At 57.7% G+C, this 14,458-nt stretch carries 16 protein-coding genes; 5 read left to right on the forward strand and 11 right to left on the reverse strand.

The genetic code is table 11. The features are described from left to right. Position 1 precedes the first annotated feature (1 nt). From H4J77_RS12140 to H4J77_RS12185, 10 genes are all read right to left on the reverse strand, one after another. A complete protein-coding gene (locus H4J77_RS12140; RefSeq protein ID WP_123889076.1) occupies positions 2-1,336 on the reverse strand; it encodes a cyclopropane-fatty-acyl-phospholipid synthase family protein in 1,335 nt (444 codons plus the stop codon). Then, on the reverse strand, positions 1,317-2,135 hold the full coding sequence (locus H4J77_RS12145; RefSeq protein WP_259364826.1) for a DUF1365 domain-containing protein: 819 nt from the start codon (positions 2,133-2,135) through the stop codon (positions 1,317-1,319). Before H4J77_RS12145 ends, H4J77_RS12140 begins: the two co-directional genes overlap by 20 nt. Next, a complete protein-coding gene (locus H4J77_RS12150; RefSeq protein ID WP_123889077.1) occupies positions 2,135-3,382 on the reverse strand; it encodes an NAD(P)/FAD-dependent oxidoreductase in 1,248 nt (415 codons plus the stop codon). Before H4J77_RS12150 ends, H4J77_RS12145 begins: the two co-directional genes overlap by 1 nt. Continuing rightward, entirely contained in the window at positions 3,382-4,155 is a 774-nt protein-coding gene (locus H4J77_RS12155) for an SDR family oxidoreductase (RefSeq protein ID WP_182248545.1), read from the reverse strand. The genes H4J77_RS12150 and H4J77_RS12155 overlap by 1 nt, the downstream gene beginning before the upstream one ends. Next, complete coding sequence (locus tag H4J77_RS12160) at positions 4,152-4,583, reverse strand: nuclear transport factor 2 family protein (RefSeq protein WP_182248547.1); 432 nt, start codon at positions 4,581-4,583, stop codon at positions 4,152-4,154. Before H4J77_RS12160 ends, H4J77_RS12155 begins: the two co-directional genes overlap by 4 nt. Beyond that, positions 4,580-6,019: a deoxyribodipyrimidine photo-lyase gene (gene phrB / locus H4J77_RS12165; RefSeq protein WP_182248549.1), complete on the reverse strand. Its 1,440-nt coding sequence runs from the start codon at positions 6,017-6,019 to the stop codon at positions 4,580-4,582. The genes H4J77_RS12160 and phrB overlap by 4 nt, the downstream gene beginning before the upstream one ends. Beyond that, the gene (locus H4J77_RS12170) at positions 6,016-6,921 is read right to left on the reverse strand and encodes a MerR family transcriptional regulator (protein ID WP_182248551.1); all 906 of its coding nucleotides are present in this window, start codon (positions 6,919-6,921) and stop codon (positions 6,016-6,018) included. The genes phrB and H4J77_RS12170 overlap by 4 nt, the downstream gene beginning before the upstream one ends. Before the next feature lie 7 nt (positions 6,922-6,928). Then, complete coding sequence (locus tag H4J77_RS12175) at positions 6,929-7,891, reverse strand: DUF523 and DUF1722 domain-containing protein (protein WP_182248553.1); 963 nt, start codon at positions 7,889-7,891, stop codon at positions 6,929-6,931. Between the two features lie 116 nt (positions 7,892-8,007). Beyond that, the gene (locus H4J77_RS12180) at positions 8,008-8,238 is read right to left on the reverse strand and encodes a TIGR02450 family Trp-rich protein (RefSeq protein ID WP_235869667.1); all 231 of its coding nucleotides are present in this window, start codon (positions 8,236-8,238) and stop codon (positions 8,008-8,010) included. Further along, entirely contained in the window at positions 8,235-9,221 is a 987-nt protein-coding gene (locus H4J77_RS12185) for an NAD(P)/FAD-dependent oxidoreductase (RefSeq protein ID WP_182248555.1), read from the reverse strand. The genes H4J77_RS12180 and H4J77_RS12185 overlap by 4 nt, the downstream gene beginning before the upstream one ends. A gap of 185 nt (positions 9,222-9,406) precedes the next feature. On the opposite strand from H4J77_RS12185, the gene H4J77_RS12190 reads away from it, so the two are divergent. Together H4J77_RS12190 and hemH are read left to right on the forward strand one after the other, a co-directional pair. Continuing rightward, entirely contained in the window at positions 9,407-10,297 is an 891-nt protein-coding gene (locus H4J77_RS12190; RefSeq protein WP_123889084.1) for a TIGR01777 family oxidoreductase, read from the forward strand. Between the two features lie 31 nt (positions 10,298-10,328). Beyond that, on the forward strand, positions 10,329-11,351 hold the full coding sequence (gene hemH, locus H4J77_RS12195; protein ID WP_182248558.1) for a ferrochelatase: 1,023 nt from the start codon (positions 10,329-10,331) through the stop codon (positions 11,349-11,351). A 21-nt stretch (positions 11,352-11,372) separates the two neighbouring features. Here the strand turns inward: hemH and H4J77_RS12200 are convergent, their stop codons facing one another. Next, a complete protein-coding gene (locus tag H4J77_RS12200; RefSeq protein ID WP_182248560.1) occupies positions 11,373-12,011 on the reverse strand; it encodes a LysE family translocator in 639 nt (212 codons plus the stop codon). Positions 12,012-12,077: 66 nt separating this feature from the next. Here H4J77_RS12200 and H4J77_RS12205 point away from each other — a divergent pair, with 66 nt between their 5' ends. The 3 genes from H4J77_RS12205 to H4J77_RS12215 all read left to right on the forward strand — a co-directional run bounded on the left by H4J77_RS12205 (position 12,078) and on the right by H4J77_RS12215 (position 14,452). Continuing rightward, positions 12,078-13,040 carry a 2-hydroxyacid dehydrogenase gene (locus H4J77_RS12205; protein WP_182248562.1) on the forward strand — a complete coding sequence of 321 codons (963 nt, stop codon included), beginning with the start codon at positions 12,078-12,080 and terminating at the stop codon, positions 13,038-13,040. A gap of 147 nt (positions 13,041-13,187) precedes the next feature. Then, the gene (pilV, locus tag H4J77_RS12210; RefSeq protein ID WP_182248564.1) at positions 13,188-13,682 is read left to right on the forward strand and encodes a type IV pilus modification protein PilV; all 495 of its coding nucleotides are present in this window, start codon (positions 13,188-13,190) and stop codon (positions 13,680-13,682) included. Beyond that, positions 13,679-14,452 carry a PilW family protein gene (locus H4J77_RS12215; RefSeq protein ID WP_182248566.1) on the forward strand — a complete coding sequence of 258 codons (774 nt, stop codon included), beginning with the start codon at positions 13,679-13,681 and terminating at the stop codon, positions 14,450-14,452. Before pilV ends, H4J77_RS12215 begins: the two co-directional genes overlap by 4 nt. Positions 14,453-14,458: the final 6 nt, after the last annotated feature.

Raw genomic sequence — 14,458 nt, forward strand, 5'->3', positions numbered from 1 at the left:
TTCATTCCCCCATGGCGTAAAGGTCCAGCTTGGGTCTGGCGTCTGGCTTGCTCAACAATACTTGAGCAGTGCCAATCGAGCGCTCGATAAAACCTCCCTCGCAGTAGCAAAGGTAGAACTCCCAGAGCCGAAAAAAGGCGTCATCATACCCGAGATGCTGAAGCTCGCCACGCGCAGCAATCAGGTTGTGGTGCCAGTGGCGCAGGGTTCTGGCGTAGTGGCTGCCGATGTCTTCCAAGTGCAGCATAGCCAGGTCGGTATGTTTGCGCGTCAGCTCACCAATGAGACTGATGGACGGGAGTGAGCCGCCCGGGAAGATATAGCGCTGGATGAAATCGACGCTGCGTCGCGCCTGATCATAGCGTTGGTCACGGATGGTGATTGCCTGCAGCAGCATCAGGCCGTGTGGCTTGAGACGTGCGGCGCAGGTTTCAAAATAGTTGCGAAAGTATTCATGGCCAACCGCTTCGATCATTTCGATGGAGACGAGTTTGTCGTATTGCCCCTCCAGCTCGCGATAGTCCTTGAGCAGCAGGGTAATACGGTCCTCCAGACCCAGTTCGCGGATACGTTGGGCGGTAAAGGCGTATTGCTCGTCAGACAGGGTAGTCGTGGTGACGCGGCAGCCATAATGGGTGGCAGCGTAGATCGCCATGCTGCCCCAGCCGGTGCCAATCTCCAGCAGGTGGTCATCGGCGGTCAGCTCCAGCTTGTTGCAGATGCGCTTGAGTTTATTCCACTGCGCTTGCTCCAGGTCATCTTCGCTCGGCGGGAAGATGGCGGCGGAGTACATCATGCTGGGATCGAGGAAGTTCTCAAACAGTGAATTGCCCAGGTCGTAATGGGCCTGAATGTTGCGCCGCGATCCATCCAGCGTATTGCGATTTAGCCAGTGCAGCCACTTTAGCGCTGGAGCGCCAAGGCGAGCGATACCCGTTTCCATGGCATCGAGCACGTCCAGGTTGCGCACGAACAGGCGGGTGACTGCGGTCAGGTCTGGCGTCGACCAGAAGCCATGGATATAAGCTTCGCCGGAGCCCACGCTGCCGTTGCTGGCAATGGTGGAGTAGGCGGCAGCGTCGTGCACATGGATCTCGGCGTGCAGTCCATCGCTGTCAGCCTGGCCAAAATGCAGCGTTTGCCCGTTCTCGTGGACGCTGAGGGTACCTCGATTCAGTGCCCTGAGCTGTCGCAAAACAGCTTGTCGACTGAGCCGGGTCAACCAGCTTTCCTTGTTGCTGCCAGCCAGGCTGCGGAGCGGTGCCGGCTGATTACTGCTAGTGCGTGAGCTCTTGGATGGAGACACGGGAGTTTGCTCAGGAGGTGTGTGTGTCATCGGACTGCTCCTTGGCTGTCGCGGCGGAGGAGGACTGCAGGGTGGTTTTAGTTTTTTGGTGGTCGAATATCGGCGTGCGTTTGAGCAGCAAACGTCCGGCCTCCCAGTAAATTGCGGCCAGTGTTTTCAACACCATAAACGGGAACGAGAGAGCCTCACCGCGCAGTAGCTTGCGGCTGAGCGGCTGGCGTTGCAGCGTCAGAGTGGCGTCAAATAGCCTGAGTGCTCCGTCCCAGTCTTCCATATGCACTCGCAGGTGTTCTGCGGGCTGGCTGAAGCGCATCCGGTAATCGAGGTCTTGCGGCAGAAACGGAGAAACGTGAAAAGCCTTTCGGGTTTCAACCTGTTGCTCTGTGCTATCCGGGTCTGCCTTGATGACATAGCAAAAGCGCTCATGCCACGGGGTGTTGGTTACTTCGGCGATGATTGCCTGCAGCAGACCCGCACGGTCGTAGCAGTAGAAAAACGAGACCGGGTTGAAGACGAAGCCAAAGCTGCGTACTTGAGTAAGTAGCTGTATCGAGCCATCAGCAATTACCCCCAGCTGGTCGGTTACCACACGCTGGGCACAGGCTTTCAGGGATTCGTCTGCAACACGCTCGTTGCTCAGGTAGTCGCTTTCTCGAAAACGCATGGGTGAGAACCAGCGACCGGACCAGAGTTTGCTCAGACTGAACACCTCACGCTGCTCGTCCAGATCCAGCAGCAGCAGGCTGGTACGGTACTTGAACGCATGCTGGCGCGGAGCGTGCCTGCGGTGGCGGACAAGTCCGCTGTACAGTGCGCTGGCCAAGGCCATTAGATTGACTCACCAAAGGCTTCGGTAACACGCAGGGCACTGACCACGCCATCTTCATGAAAACCGTTTGCCCAGTAGGCTCCGCAGAAGAAACTGTGGTTTTTACCCAACAGTTCTTGCCAGCGCCCCTGGGCTTGGGCCGCGGCCAGGCTGAATTGCGGGTGGGCGTAGGTGAAGCGCCGCAGAATCTTGTCCGGGTTGATTTGCTCGGTCTGATTCAGGCTGACGCAGAAGGTTTCATCCGCCTCCAGACCCTGCAAAATGTTCATGTTGTAGGTGAGGGCAGCCGGTTTTTCCTGCGTATCGCCAAGCCGGTAGTTCCAGCTGGCCCAGGCCAGTTTCCGGCGCGGTAACACGCTGGCATCGGTATGCAGTACCACATCATTATCGGCATAACCGATGGCGCCCAGAATCTCTTGCTCCGCCGCCGTTGCGTCGGCCATTAGGGCCAGGGCCTGATCGCTGTGACAAGCAAATACCACCTTGTCGAAACGCTCTTCGCCCGCAGCGGTAAAAATGGCCACATCCCGCTCGTTGCGCTCCACCCGTTGTACTGGCGTAGATAGGCGAATACGGTCTTTGAAAGGCTCGATGAGCGGCGCCACATAGCTGCGCGAGCCACCACAGATCACGCGCCATTGAGGCCTGTCCTTGATAGCCAGCAGGCCATGATTGCGGAAAAAACGGACAAAAAATTCCAGCGGAAAGTTGAGCATATCCTTTAGCGGCATTGACCAGATCGCTGCGCCCATGGGCACGATGTAATGCTCGGTAAAGCGTTTGCCGTAGCGCCGCTCGCGCAGGTAGTCACCCAGCGTCGGGTTTTGCCCCAGGGTGCCGTCGCGTAAGTCTTGCTGCGCCTCCTGATTGAAACGCAGGATATCGCGCAGCATCATCAGAAAGCCCGGTGAAATCAGATTGCGTTTGCGCGCAAACAGGGTTCTCAGTGTATTGCCGTTGTACTCAACACCACTCTTGGGGTCACTGACCGAAAAGCTCATTTCGGTAGGCTGTGATTCCACCCCGAGTTGTTGCATCAACTTGATGAAGTTGGGATAAGTCCAGTCATTGAACACGATAAAGCCGGTATCGATGGCGTAATCGCGACCACCAACATTCACGTCCACGGTGTGGGTGTGGCCGCCGACCCAGTCGGAGGCTTCAAATACGGTCACCTCGTGACGGCGTGAGAGCAGGCGGGCGCAGACCAGCCCCGATATTCCTGATCCTATGATTGCAACGCGCATTAGTTACTGCCCTCTTCGCTGGCCGGTCGCGCCAGCCGGCGGGTTAAAAGTACCCGTAACGCCGCCGGCAAGCTGCCGATCAGGCGTAGGATGGAAATGAAAACGGTGGGGAAGCGTATTTCGCGCTGTCCGCGCTCAATGCCCCGCAGTATGGTGCGCGCAGCTTTCTCGCTGCTCACCTGCATGGGCATGGGAAAGTCGTTGGCAGCGGTCAGTGGTGTATCCACAAAGCCCGGGCTGACCAGGCTGACCTTGATATCCCACTGAGCCAGGTCCAGTTCCAGTGATTGAAACAGATAGCGCACTGCGGCCTTGGACGCGCCATAGGCCTCAGCGCGCGGCAGCGGAACGTAAGTGACACTGCTGCCTACGCCAACCAGATGGGGTTTTGTGCCGGCACGCAGCAATGGCAGTGCCGCTTCAATGCAGTGCACCGTACCTTGTACGTTGGTTTGCATGACGCGGGCGAACAACGCCGAATCAAACGTCGGCAGGTCCATATACTCGCAGGTACCGGCGTTGAGAATCACCAGGTCCAGCGCCCCCCACGCAGAGTTGATTTGTTCTGCTGCGGTCTGTACGGCGTTGAGATCAGTCAAGTCGGCGGTAATAACCAGGATTTGCCCCGGATAGCGCTCGGCCAGCTCAAGCAGTGGTTTTGCACTGCGTGCGGTCAGTGCCAGTTTGTGGCCTTGTGCCGCGAGCTGTTCTGCCATGTTCAGCCCCATCCCGCTGGACGCGCCAGTCAACCAGACTCGCTTCTGTATGCTCATGCCAATCTCCTTTTCAGCCAGGCAATTATTCGCCCTAGCACGGGTAGGTGTTCGTAGAGCAGGGCGCCGGCGTCGTAGTAGTCGATATGTCGATATACTTTGCCGTCGCGGAACTGAATTAGAGTGCAGCCAGGGACGCAGATTGTTTTGCCGCCGGCCAACCGTGGGTGGCTGTAGCGCATGTTCCAGCGTAACAATGCTTGGTCTTCGTCAATACCGCTGCATTGCAGGAACTCGAACTGCAAGTCGCTGACATTGCTGTAGAGGTTTTCGCAGTAGCTACGCAGCGCGTCCAGCCCATGCACATCGTGTAAGGGGTCGGTGAAATGAATCTGCGCATCATAGAGATCGGCTAAGCGCGCAAGGTTATGCTTGTCTAACGCAGCGAAGCCCTCAGCGAACTCGTTGGCGAACTGGCTGGCGTTCATGGCGATTCTCCCAGGTTGCGAAAAGCATCGATGGCGCGCTGGCGACTGCTTTTCAGGTCGACGATGGGCGCGGGATAATCGAGTTGATTGAACATGTCCGCCGCTGGAGGGCTGTGAATCTGTTTAGCCGAGAGTCCAGCGAGCGCAGGCAACCAGGTACGAATAAAGCTGCCATCAGGATCGCACTTGAGTGACTGGCTGTGCGGGTTGAATACGCGGAAATAAGGTGCCGAATCGGTGCCGGTAGAAGCACTCCATTGCCAACCGCCGTTGTTGGCAGCCAGGTCACCGTCAATCAGGTGCTGCATAAACCAGCGCTCACCCTCGCGCCAGTCAATCAGCAGGTTTTTGCTCAAAAACATGGCGCTGATCATGCGCAGACGATTATGCATCCAGCCTGTTTGCAGCAGCTGCTGCATTGCAGCATCGACGATGGGAATACCGGTTTTACCCTGTTGCCAGGCGCGCAGACCTTCGGGGTCATTACGCCACTCCACCGCTTCGGTATCAGGCCGGAAGGCGCGGTGCATTGAAACTCTTGGGTAGCAGACCAGAATATGTTTGTAGAACTCGCGCCATAACAGCTCGTTTATCCAGCTGACGGCGCCTGGGTTGCCGCTATCAAATTCGCCCTGGTTCAGTTGTAGCGCAGCGTGCAGGCACTGGCGCTGCGAGAGCACGCCGGCAGCCAGATAAGCTGACAGTCGGCTGGTACCGTCGAGGTCAGGACGATCACGAGACTCTTCGTAATCTTCCAGCAGTTGTTCGCAAAAATACGACATGCGCTGTTGCGCCGCCTGTTCACCGGCAGGCCAGAGCTTTTGCTGATTTTCGCTTGTCGGGGTATAGCCGCTGAAGTGATCAGGGAGCGCACTGCTCTCGATGCCTGTGTCGGCCTGCTTGGCTGGCGCTGGATAGCAGGTTGGCAAGTGTCTGTGCAGTGACTCGTAGGCTTTGCGTCTGAACTGACTGTAGACCTTGAACATGGTGTCAGACTGGGTTCTGAGGCTCCCGGGCACGAACAGCAGCTGGTCGGTAAAGCGCTCGCACTGCAAGCCAGCTTCTTGCCAGGTGTCTTGTGTTGCGTCGTCGCGAGCTTGTTCGTGCACGCCATATTCATCGTTGAAGAAGAGCGCATCTGCACCCAGCTTCTGCGCGCAGTCGAGCAGTTTTTGCGGGCATTGTGACCAGCTATCTGCGTGCAGAAGCAGCAGTGGAATATTCAACTTTTGCAGGTCTTTTCTCAGCGCAGCAAGGTTTCTACGCCAGAAGTCGACTTTGATCGGGGCATCGTCGTGTTCTTGCCAGGTGCTGGGTGTGGCGATAAAAACGGCGACTGCCGCGCCGCGCTCCGCGGCGTGATACAGAGCCTGGTTGTCGTTGACGCGCAGGTCTGCGCGCAGCCAACACAGAGATAGCGTCGCCGGTTTTGTCATGACAAGGCCTCCGGCGCTGCCAGTTGCTGATGCAGGAGTTCAAAGCTTTTAGCGGGGCTGTTGCTCAGAAGTTTAATACCGCTGGCGCTCAGCTCATTCGCGTGCATCTGGATGATGGGACCTACAGCGAAGCGCTGGCAGTCCGTTTGCGCATTGAGCCTCGGCAGCTCGCGTTCCAGCTGTGTTGACTCCATGCGCTGGCTGCTGATTAGCACCATCGCTTGCAGCGGACAGCGCTCGTGCAGCAGCGTCAGCTCGCTGGCGGGCACCTGACCTTCCAGCATCACCAGTTGATAGCCAGCGCTGCTGAGTAGCATGCAGAGTAAGCTTTGGCGCGGTTCTGGGCTGGTATCCGAGAGATTGGCGAGGACTAGTCGCGCGCCCTGGTTATGTTCCTGCTCCTGCGTCAACCGGGAGGTAAGTTGGTTATGCAGCCAGGATTGCAGGAACTGCTTTTCCAGTTGGTTGCCGTAGTGGTTTGCCGGACGCTGCTCCAGTTCATCGAGCACGGGCTCAAGTAACTGTGCACAGACCAGTTGTGCGGGATAAAGCGCCATGAGCTCGCGGTATTGGCTTGCCAACTGGCGACCGTCAAAGCGCGAAAGGCTTAACAGAAAGATGTCTATCTGGTGCTGCCACAGCGATAGTTCAGGCGTGCTCGGCTCTGGTTGCTCACGTAGCAGGGTCGCTACCTGGCTGATAGCCACGCCACGCTCCAGCCAGGTAAGGATTTGCTGTATTTGCTGTAGCTGGTCAGCGGAGTAGAGCCGGTGACCCTTGGCGGTACGGTGCGGCTTTACCAGCCCGTAGCGTCTTTCCCAGGCGCGCAGGGTGACCGGGTTTACGCCCGTTTCCCGAGCGGCATCACGAATGGGGAGCATGGTAGGTTTATGGTTGGTCATGGTTGGCCTAGATGGCGTTGCGCAGGCTGAGTTCAGCCGGGTGCGGTTGCAGATAGGCCTGCTCTCCCAGATAAGGGTCTGGATGGTTGAGCAGATGATGTTTGAGCAGGGTGATAGGAACCACCAGTGGAACGGTTCCACGACGATAGTCATGGATCAGCTGGCTCAGCTCCTGTTTTTCCTGGGGTTTGAGCACTCTTTTGAAATGCCCAGCCAAATGTTGCAGGGCATTGCTATGGCCGCTGCGCTTTGCCGGTGTCTTCAAACATTGCATCAGCAGCGCGAAGTAACGTTCGGCCGTGATGTACAGATCTGTTTGACGCAAGTCGGCGAGCAGGGGGCCAAGTTGCCGATAGAGATTTTGCTGATGAGCCATGGCCAGGTACTTGTGGCGGGCATGAAATGACAGCAGCCGCGTAGATGTCAGTCCATCGCGTTGCAGCGCCCGCCATTGCGAGTAGACGATGACTCGGGTAACGAAATTCTCGCAGAGTACCGGGTCGTGCAGACGTCCTTCCTCTTCTACCGGCAGTAGAGGATTGCGCGCCATTAACCGTGCGGCGAAAGCGCCGCTGCCGGTGCCATCAGCCGGGTGACCGTTGTCACGGTATACCTTCACCCGCTCCATGCCGCAGCTGGGTGACTTCTGCATCAGGATAAAACCACAAAGCTCAGGATGTGCCTGGCTGACCTGCTCGGCGTAGTGTTGCAACGGCACCGTCAGATCCATGTTTGGATTTTTGCTGCCTAGTACCCGCGGCGAGGCGGCCTCGCCAACGAGTCGAATGGCGGGGCGGGGCGTCGCCATGCCAATGGCCACCTCCGGGCAGAAAGGCTTCAACGCGAACAGACGTCCCAGCTTTTGGGTGCACAGCGGCGAATGTTTGTGGCTGGCGTTGAAGCGCACAGCGTCGCCCATCAGGCATTGGCTAATGCCTACGGGAATGGGCTGCTCGATAGTTGCCTGCATGTGGCACCTCTTGCTGTGATAATTGCTGTGCTTGTACGTCAATATTTTTCGTGTACAAGAATAAGTGTACATAAGATCCATACTTGTACAAGTGATTTACAGGAATTATCTTCAGCCTACTTCCACCCCTGCTGCCAGGTATCGGCATCGTGTAAATCCTGCCAGTCAAGCTGCTGGCAGCGACCCGTCAGCACGGCTTCCAGCTCAATACTCAGCAGTGTGCTCTCGTCCTCGCTCCAGTGACAGGCGGTGACCATGAAGTGTTTTTCACGATGTTGCGGCTGCCGCGCTGTCCACTTTGAGCGCATCAGCTTGCGTGGGTTGAAGCGGTTTTGGCCGGCCATCATTGCACGCTCAGTACGGCTTTCGCGGCTTGCTGACCGCTTACCCAGGCTGCCTCCAGTCGCCCCCCCAGGCACCAGTCGCCACAGACATAAATGCCTTGTTCAGGTGCGGCCAACGCGCCCCATTCGCAATCTGCAGCGGGGCGGGCATACAACCAGCGGTGGGCCTGCTGAAAGACAGGTGTGGGAATATGTATGCCCAGTACCTCACCCATGGCAGCAACGAGCGCATCTACGATCTGCGCGGGGTCATCGTCCAGATGGGCCTCAGCCCAGGCGGGGGTTGACTGCAAAACCCAGTTTTCACTGTTGGCTCGACCAGGCTTGCTGGCCTCGCGTGCAATCCAGTCGAGTGGGCCGCTGCGAACGAACACGGCGTCTGCGCTGCTATCCAGTTTCTGCGGCAGTGTGATCGCCACTGCCCAGCCCGGCTCCATGCTGCTGTTGCTCGCTGGTGCTACCAGGTTGGCAACGCCCGCAAGCAAGGGCGCTGCTTGTGCCGGTGGAACGGCAACTATTACCTGATCGTAGGGACCGTGCAGCGTTTGTTGGCTATCCACGAGGTGCCATTGCTGCGCCTGCCGCTCAAGGCGTTCTATGCGGGTGCCGCTGACCAGCTCGGAGCTTGCCAGCAGCCCACGGCTAAGTGCGGTCATGCGCGGTGTACCGACAAATCGTTGCTGGCTGTCGTCAGAGGGGATCAAGCCTTTCTCGTCGTAGCGAAATAGGCGCGGTTGCCAGGTACTGATCAGGCCGGCGTCTGCCCAGCTTGCCGCTGCAGCGGCGAAGCCTGGGTCGCGCGCTGTGAAGTATTGGGTACCCATGTCAAAGGTGCCAAAATCGGTGCGCTTGCTGCTCATGCGCCCACCACTGCCGCGGCTTTTATCAAACAGGGTGACTTGAACTCCTGCTTCACGCAGCTTGCTGGCGGCGCTTAAGCCCGACATGCCGGCGCCAATAATCGCTACTCTTGGAGTGTGGCTCATGGTGTTCCTCAATAAATGTTAATCAGTGTTATAGGTTAAAATTATACATAAAAATAGTTTTGTATAAGATATTCTCTTTGCCTGTATCATATTTCAGCAATGAACTGCGAACTGGTTTGTTTGCGGCGTATTGATAGCCGCAGGCAGAGGTGTTTAATTGGAATATTTATCGACAGGGGATAGTGATGAATATACTGCTCACCGGCGGTACCGGTCTGATAGGTCGAGCCTTGTGCCGACGTCTGCTGACTGAAGGGCACCAGCTCACTGTGTGGAGCCGACGCCCCGCTGAAGTGCCTTCGCTCTGTGGCGCGCAGGTTAAGGGTGTGGCAGAGCTGGAGCAGCTAGACGGCCAGGCATTCGATGCGGTGGTCAACCTCGCGGGTGCTCCCATCGCTGATAAGCCGTGGACAGCCAAACGCAAGGCCGAACTATGGGAAAGTCGAGTGTCGTTGACCGAGCAACTTGTACAGTGGATAGGGCGCCAATCGGAAAAGCCTGCCGTGCTGGTCAGCGGCTCGGCAGTTGGCTGGTATGGCGATGGGGGGAGTGCTGAAATTACCGAGCAAAGCCCGCCCAGATCGGAGTACACCCATACGCTGTGCGATGCCTGGGAGGCCGCCGCAAAGCGTGCCAACTCCTATGGCGTGCGCTTGTGTATCATGCGTACCGGTCTGGTATTGGCTACCAAAGACGGTTTTTTGGATCGCCTCAAGCTACCGTTCAAGTTGGGTTTGGGCGGTCCTATCGGCGGCGGCGAGCATTACATGCCTTGGGTTCATCTGGATGACGTTGTCAGCCTGATCGTATGGATGCTGCAAACACCTGATTGTCGTGGCCCTTACAACGCTACTGCGCCGCATCCGGCAACCAACCGGGAGTTTGTGCGCGCGCTGGGCAAGGCGCTGCACCGACCGGCTTTCATTCCTCTGCCGGGCTTTGTGCTCAAGCTGGCACTGGGAGAAATGTCCCGTCTGCTGCTGACCGGACAGCGGGCGCTGCCTGCCAAGGCAGAGGCTGAGGGCTTTAGTTTCAAGTACCCGCACCTGGACAAGGCGCTGGCGGCGGTTACTTAACCAAAAATGAATTGTAATAGCGGAGTATTCGATGTCTGAGCGTGGGATTTTGCTGGTTAATCTGGGGTCACCCAAGAGCACTCAAGTGAGTGATGTACGCCGCTATCTAAATCAGTTTTTGATGGACCCTTATGTAATCGATATTCCCTGGCCGCTGCGTCGGTTGTTGGTGGGCTTGATCCTGTTGACCCGGCCCAAGGCGTCTGCCCATGCCTATGCCTCTATCTGGTGGGAAGATGGTTCGCCATTGGTGGTGATCAGCCGTCGGGTGCAGCAGGCGCTGCAGGCACGTCTTGATATGCCGGTTGAGTTGGCAATGCGCTATGGCGAACCGTCCATTGAGCAGGGGCTGCTTAAGCTGGCCGCCACGCCGGGGGTGAAAGAGGTGCTGTTCATGCCGCAGTACCCGCAATTTGCGGATAGCACCATCACCACGTCTATTGTCGAGGCCAAGCGTGTGATCGCGGCGCATGGGTTGCAGATCAAGTTGAATGTGCTGCCCCCTTTCTACGACCGCCCGGAATATTTGGATGCCCTGGCTCAGCGCACTCAGCCGCATTTGCAGCAAGGCTTCGATTTTCTGCTGTTGAGCTATCATGGCTTGCCCGAGCGGCATCTGCGTAAAGCGGACCCAACGGGTAGCCATTGTCTGGCGACGCCGGACTGCTGCTCTCGTCCGTCGCCAGCGCATGCGAGCTGCTATCGTGCGCAGTGCACCTCTGTGAGCCGAGCGCTCGCTGAACGCTTGGGCTTGCGTGATGATCAGTGGTCGCAGTCCTTCCAGTCGCGCCTTGGACGCGACAAGTGGATTGAGCCTTATACCGAAGCGCGTATCGATGAGTTGGCGGCGCAGGGCGTGAAGCGCCTGTTGGTGGCTTGTCCGGCGTTTGTTACCGACTGCATCGAAACCCTGGAGGAGATTGGTGATCGAGCGCGCGAACAATTCATTGCCGCAGGTGGTGAGGAGTTGGTGCTGGTGCCTTGCCTGAATGATGATGCGCAGTGGCTCGATGTGTTGCAAGGCTGGAGCGAGAACACACCCGCTATGGCATAAGCGGGCGTGTAGGGGCGCGGCTTAGCCGCGCTTTAGCCACTGCGATAGTGCTAAATGCAGGCCCAATCCAATCAGAACAGTGCCCATCAAACGGTCGAACCAGTGTCCCATGCGATTGAAGCCGCGTCGCACTGAATCCCGGCTAAACAGCAGCGCCACCAGACAGAACCAGGCCCCCGTCGCGACGGCCAGGTAGAGGCCGTATCCAGCCTGAATCACCAGTGGTGTGTCGTGACTGATCACGACGGTAAACAGTGAAAGAAAAAACAGGGTTGCCTTGGGATTCAGGCCGTTGGTGATGAAGCCCTGTGCAATAGCCTGTCGCGCACTCATGCTCTTGAGTGGCGAGGCGATGTTGGTTTGCGCGCTGCTCTGCGGCTTGGCCCGTAACGCACGAATGCCGATGTATAGCAAATAAGCAGCGGCGAGCAATTTCATCAGATTGAACAGCCAGACTGACTGCGACACAATCAAGCCTATTCCCAGCAGCGAGTAGGTGACGTGAACGACGATGCCGCTGCCCAAGCCTAGCGCGGTAAATAGGCCGGCGCGCCGGCCACTGCTGACGCTATTGCGGATAACCACCGCAAAGTCGGGTCCTGGACTGATCACTGCCAGAAGGTGCACCAGGGCAACCAGCATAAATTCATTCCAATACATATCAGGGCTCCTTTTCGAGGCGGGTATTTTAACCACCCTCTGCCCGGACAGACAGGTACAGCGAGTATGCAAAATGCCTTCTCCATCGTTTTTTTAGATCAATCCACTCTGGATCAGGGTGACCTGGATATGCGGCCACTGACCGAGCTTGGCGCACGCTACCAGAGCTATGCGGTCACCGACCTTGAGCAGCGTATCGAGCGCATGCAGGATTGTGAGGTTGTGGTCACCAATAAGGTGCTGATAGATGCGCAGGTGATGGATGCCTGTCCGCAGCTAAAGTTGATCCTGCTGAGTGCAACGGGCACCAACAATGTTGATCTTGCCGCCGCTCGGGAACGTGGTATTGCCGTATCCAATTGCCAGGGTTATGGCACGCCTGCGGTGGCACAGCACACGCTGATGTTCATGTTGGTACTGATTACCCGGTTTGAATCCTATCGCCAGGCCGTGCGCGATGGTGCGTGGCAGCGTAGCAGTCAGTTTTGCTTGCTGGACTATCCAATTGGCGAATTGAGTGGTCGCACCTTGGGCATCCTGGGTTACGGTGAACTGGGGCAAGCGGTTGGTCGCTTGGCCGAGGCATTTGGTATGCGCCTGGTGGTGGGCGCACTACCCGGACGTGAGAAAGAGGGTAGGCCGGGGCTGGATAAACTGCTTGAGCAGGTCGATGTATTAAGCCTGCACTGCCCGCTGACCGAGCAAACACGCGACCTGATCAGCGCGCCTGAGTTAGCGCGTATGCGCCCTGGCAGTCTGCTGATCAATGCGGGTAGAGGCGGCCTGGTGAATGAGCAGGCGCTAGCGGATAGCCTGCGTGCAGGCCATCTGGGCGGCGCGGCTTGCGATGTGCTTACCAGCGAGCCGCCGCGTGACGGCAATCCCTTGTTGGCGGCAGATATACCTAATTTGCTGATCACTCCCCATAGTGCCTGGGGCAGTCGTGAAGCGCGGCAGCGCATTGTGGGTCAGTTGGCAGAGAATCTCCGGGCTTTCGCGCAAGGCGATGAGCTGCGCCGGGTTAATTGAGCGGGGATTACGCTAATTGTCGGGTAATACTCATTAGCGGCTCTGCACTCACCCAAATGGGTGGTGAGTAGTCAGGCATTTGGGCACTAGGGTGGTTTCCAGTAAAGGATAACCCTTGCCGTGGTTCAGCTGTCCCGGCTAATTCCCATGGATACGGGAACGCTGAATATGCCTGCTGCTTATCCCCAGTCCGCCCACTCAGGCGGCTTCTCTCTGCTGGAAGTGCTGATAGCAGTGCTGGTGCTTGCACTCGGTATTCTCGGTGCCGCGTCGCTGCAGCTCAACGCGCTGCGTTATCACTCCGGCGCGCTGTACGCGACCCAGGCCAACGTGCTGGCTCAGGACATGCTCGAGCGTATGCGGGCCAGCCCGGGGCAGCTCTCCGACTACAACCTGACGGTTGCATCGCCTTGTCTGGAGGGCCAATCCCTTCAGTTGGCACCGATCGCTGGCAGCATTATCGAGCAGGACAAAATCGACTTTTCCCGCGCTGTAGCCTGTGAGCTGCCAGACGGCCGTGCCTGGCTGACGGTCAAGAATGGAGTAGCGCTGGTGCGTCTGAGTTGGTCTGAGGACCGCCAGTTTGCAGATGCCCAGGATGCCGAGCTTGAGTTGTCTGCGCTGATTGGTGTGTCGCCATGACGACGGTTGATATTCGACTGAATCGAGGCTTCAGTCTGGTCGAGTTGCTGATTGCCATGGCATTAGGGTTGATGCTGACCCTGGGAGTGCTGGACGTTTTTCTCGCAACCAAAGAGAGCTTTGTTTTGCAGCAGCGCTCCGCTGCGATGCAGGAAAATGCGCGTTTTCTGTTAAGTCGTATGGCACAGGATATTCGCCAGGCGGGCCAGCTAGGTTGTCTTGATCTGCGCCGTTTACCGGCCGCTCAGCGCGCGGCCGTGCCGCCACAGGTGTCTGTGCCAGTAGCCTATCAGGGCGGCGTACTGCGCCTGGTCAGCGCGCAACCACTGTTGGCTGCTACTGCCACGGGGCAGCAAGTTTCTGCCGATAGCTTCGGCGCTCGGTGGCTGCTGGTCAGCAATTGTCTGAATCGGGCGCAGGTGCTAGAGGCGGATACACCGGTTACCGTCGGCCCTGACGACATGCTGATCCCTCTACGCCTGCTGGAATACCGGCAACAGGGGCAGCGAATCCAGGTACGCAGCAATGGGCGCGGTAATTTTGAGACCTTGATTGAAGGCGTAGCCAGTTTTGAACTGAGCTTTGGTATGGCGGCGCAGGCGCCTGATGTGGGTGCCTACGCCAGTTCTGTGGCAGCCGCTGACGCCGAACGTATCCGCAGTGTCCGCCTGGCAATGGTGCTTAGCGAACGTCCTGGCGAAGCTAATCAGAGGGGGCTGCAAGCCCAGCGTTATGTGCAGGTAACGGCAATACGTAACAGGATAGAGTGAACAGGG

The organism is Pseudomonas sp. 5Ae-yellow (assembly GCF_014077575.1).
In the GTDB taxonomy this organism is placed as follows: Bacteria; Pseudomonadota; Gammaproteobacteria; order Pseudomonadales; family Pseudomonadaceae; genus Halopseudomonas; species Halopseudomonas neustonica.

Bases quoted from the DNA above. Each gene is read 5' to 3' on its own strand.
- H4J77_RS12155 (WP_182248545.1), bottom strand. From the start codon at position 4,155: ATGAGCATACAGAAGCGAGTCTGGTTGACTGGCGCGTCCAGCGGGATG.
- hemH (WP_182248558.1), top strand. From the start codon at position 10,329: ATGTCTGAGCGTGGGATTTTGCTGGTTAATCTGGGGTCACCCAAGAGC.
- pilV (WP_182248564.1), top strand. From the start codon at position 13,188: ATGGATACGGGAACGCTGAATATGCCTGCTGCTTATCCCCAGTCCGCC.
- H4J77_RS12170 (WP_182248551.1), bottom strand. From the start codon at position 6,921: ATGACCAACCATAAACCTACCATGCTCCCCATTCGTGATGCCGCTCGG.
- phrB (WP_182248549.1), bottom strand. From the start codon at position 6,019: ATGACAAAACCGGCGACGCTATCTCTGTGTTGGCTGCGCGCAGACCTG.
- H4J77_RS12205 (WP_182248562.1), top strand. From the start codon at position 12,078: ATGCAAAATGCCTTCTCCATCGTTTTTTTAGATCAATCCACTCTGGAT.
- H4J77_RS12190 (WP_123889084.1), top strand. From the start codon at position 9,407: ATGAATATACTGCTCACCGGCGGTACCGGTCTGATAGGTCGAGCCTTG.
- H4J77_RS12215 (WP_182248566.1), top strand. From the start codon at position 13,679: ATGACGACGGTTGATATTCGACTGAATCGAGGCTTCAGTCTGGTCGAG.
- H4J77_RS12185 (WP_182248555.1), bottom strand. From the start codon at position 9,221: ATGAGCCACACTCCAAGAGTAGCGATTATTGGCGCCGGCATGTCGGGC.
- H4J77_RS12160 (WP_182248547.1), bottom strand. From the start codon at position 4,583: ATGAACGCCAGCCAGTTCGCCAACGAGTTCGCTGAGGGCTTCGCTGCG.
- H4J77_RS12175 (WP_182248553.1), bottom strand. From the start codon at position 7,891: ATGCAGGCAACTATCGAGCAGCCCATTCCCGTAGGCATTAGCCAATGC.
- H4J77_RS12145 (WP_259364826.1), bottom strand. From the start codon at position 2,135: ATGGCCTTGGCCAGCGCACTGTACAGCGGACTTGTCCGCCACCGCAGG.
- H4J77_RS12150 (WP_123889077.1), bottom strand. From the start codon at position 3,382: ATGCGCGTTGCAATCATAGGATCAGGAATATCGGGGCTGGTCTGCGCC.
- H4J77_RS12180 (WP_235869667.1), bottom strand. From the start codon at position 8,238: ATGATGGCCGGCCAAAACCGCTTCAACCCACGCAAGCTGATGCGCTCA.
- H4J77_RS12200 (WP_182248560.1), bottom strand. From the start codon at position 12,011: ATGTATTGGAATGAATTTATGCTGGTTGCCCTGGTGCACCTTCTGGCA.
- H4J77_RS12140 (WP_123889076.1), bottom strand. From the start codon at position 1,336: ATGACACACACACCTCCTGAGCAAACTCCCGTGTCTCCATCCAAGAGC.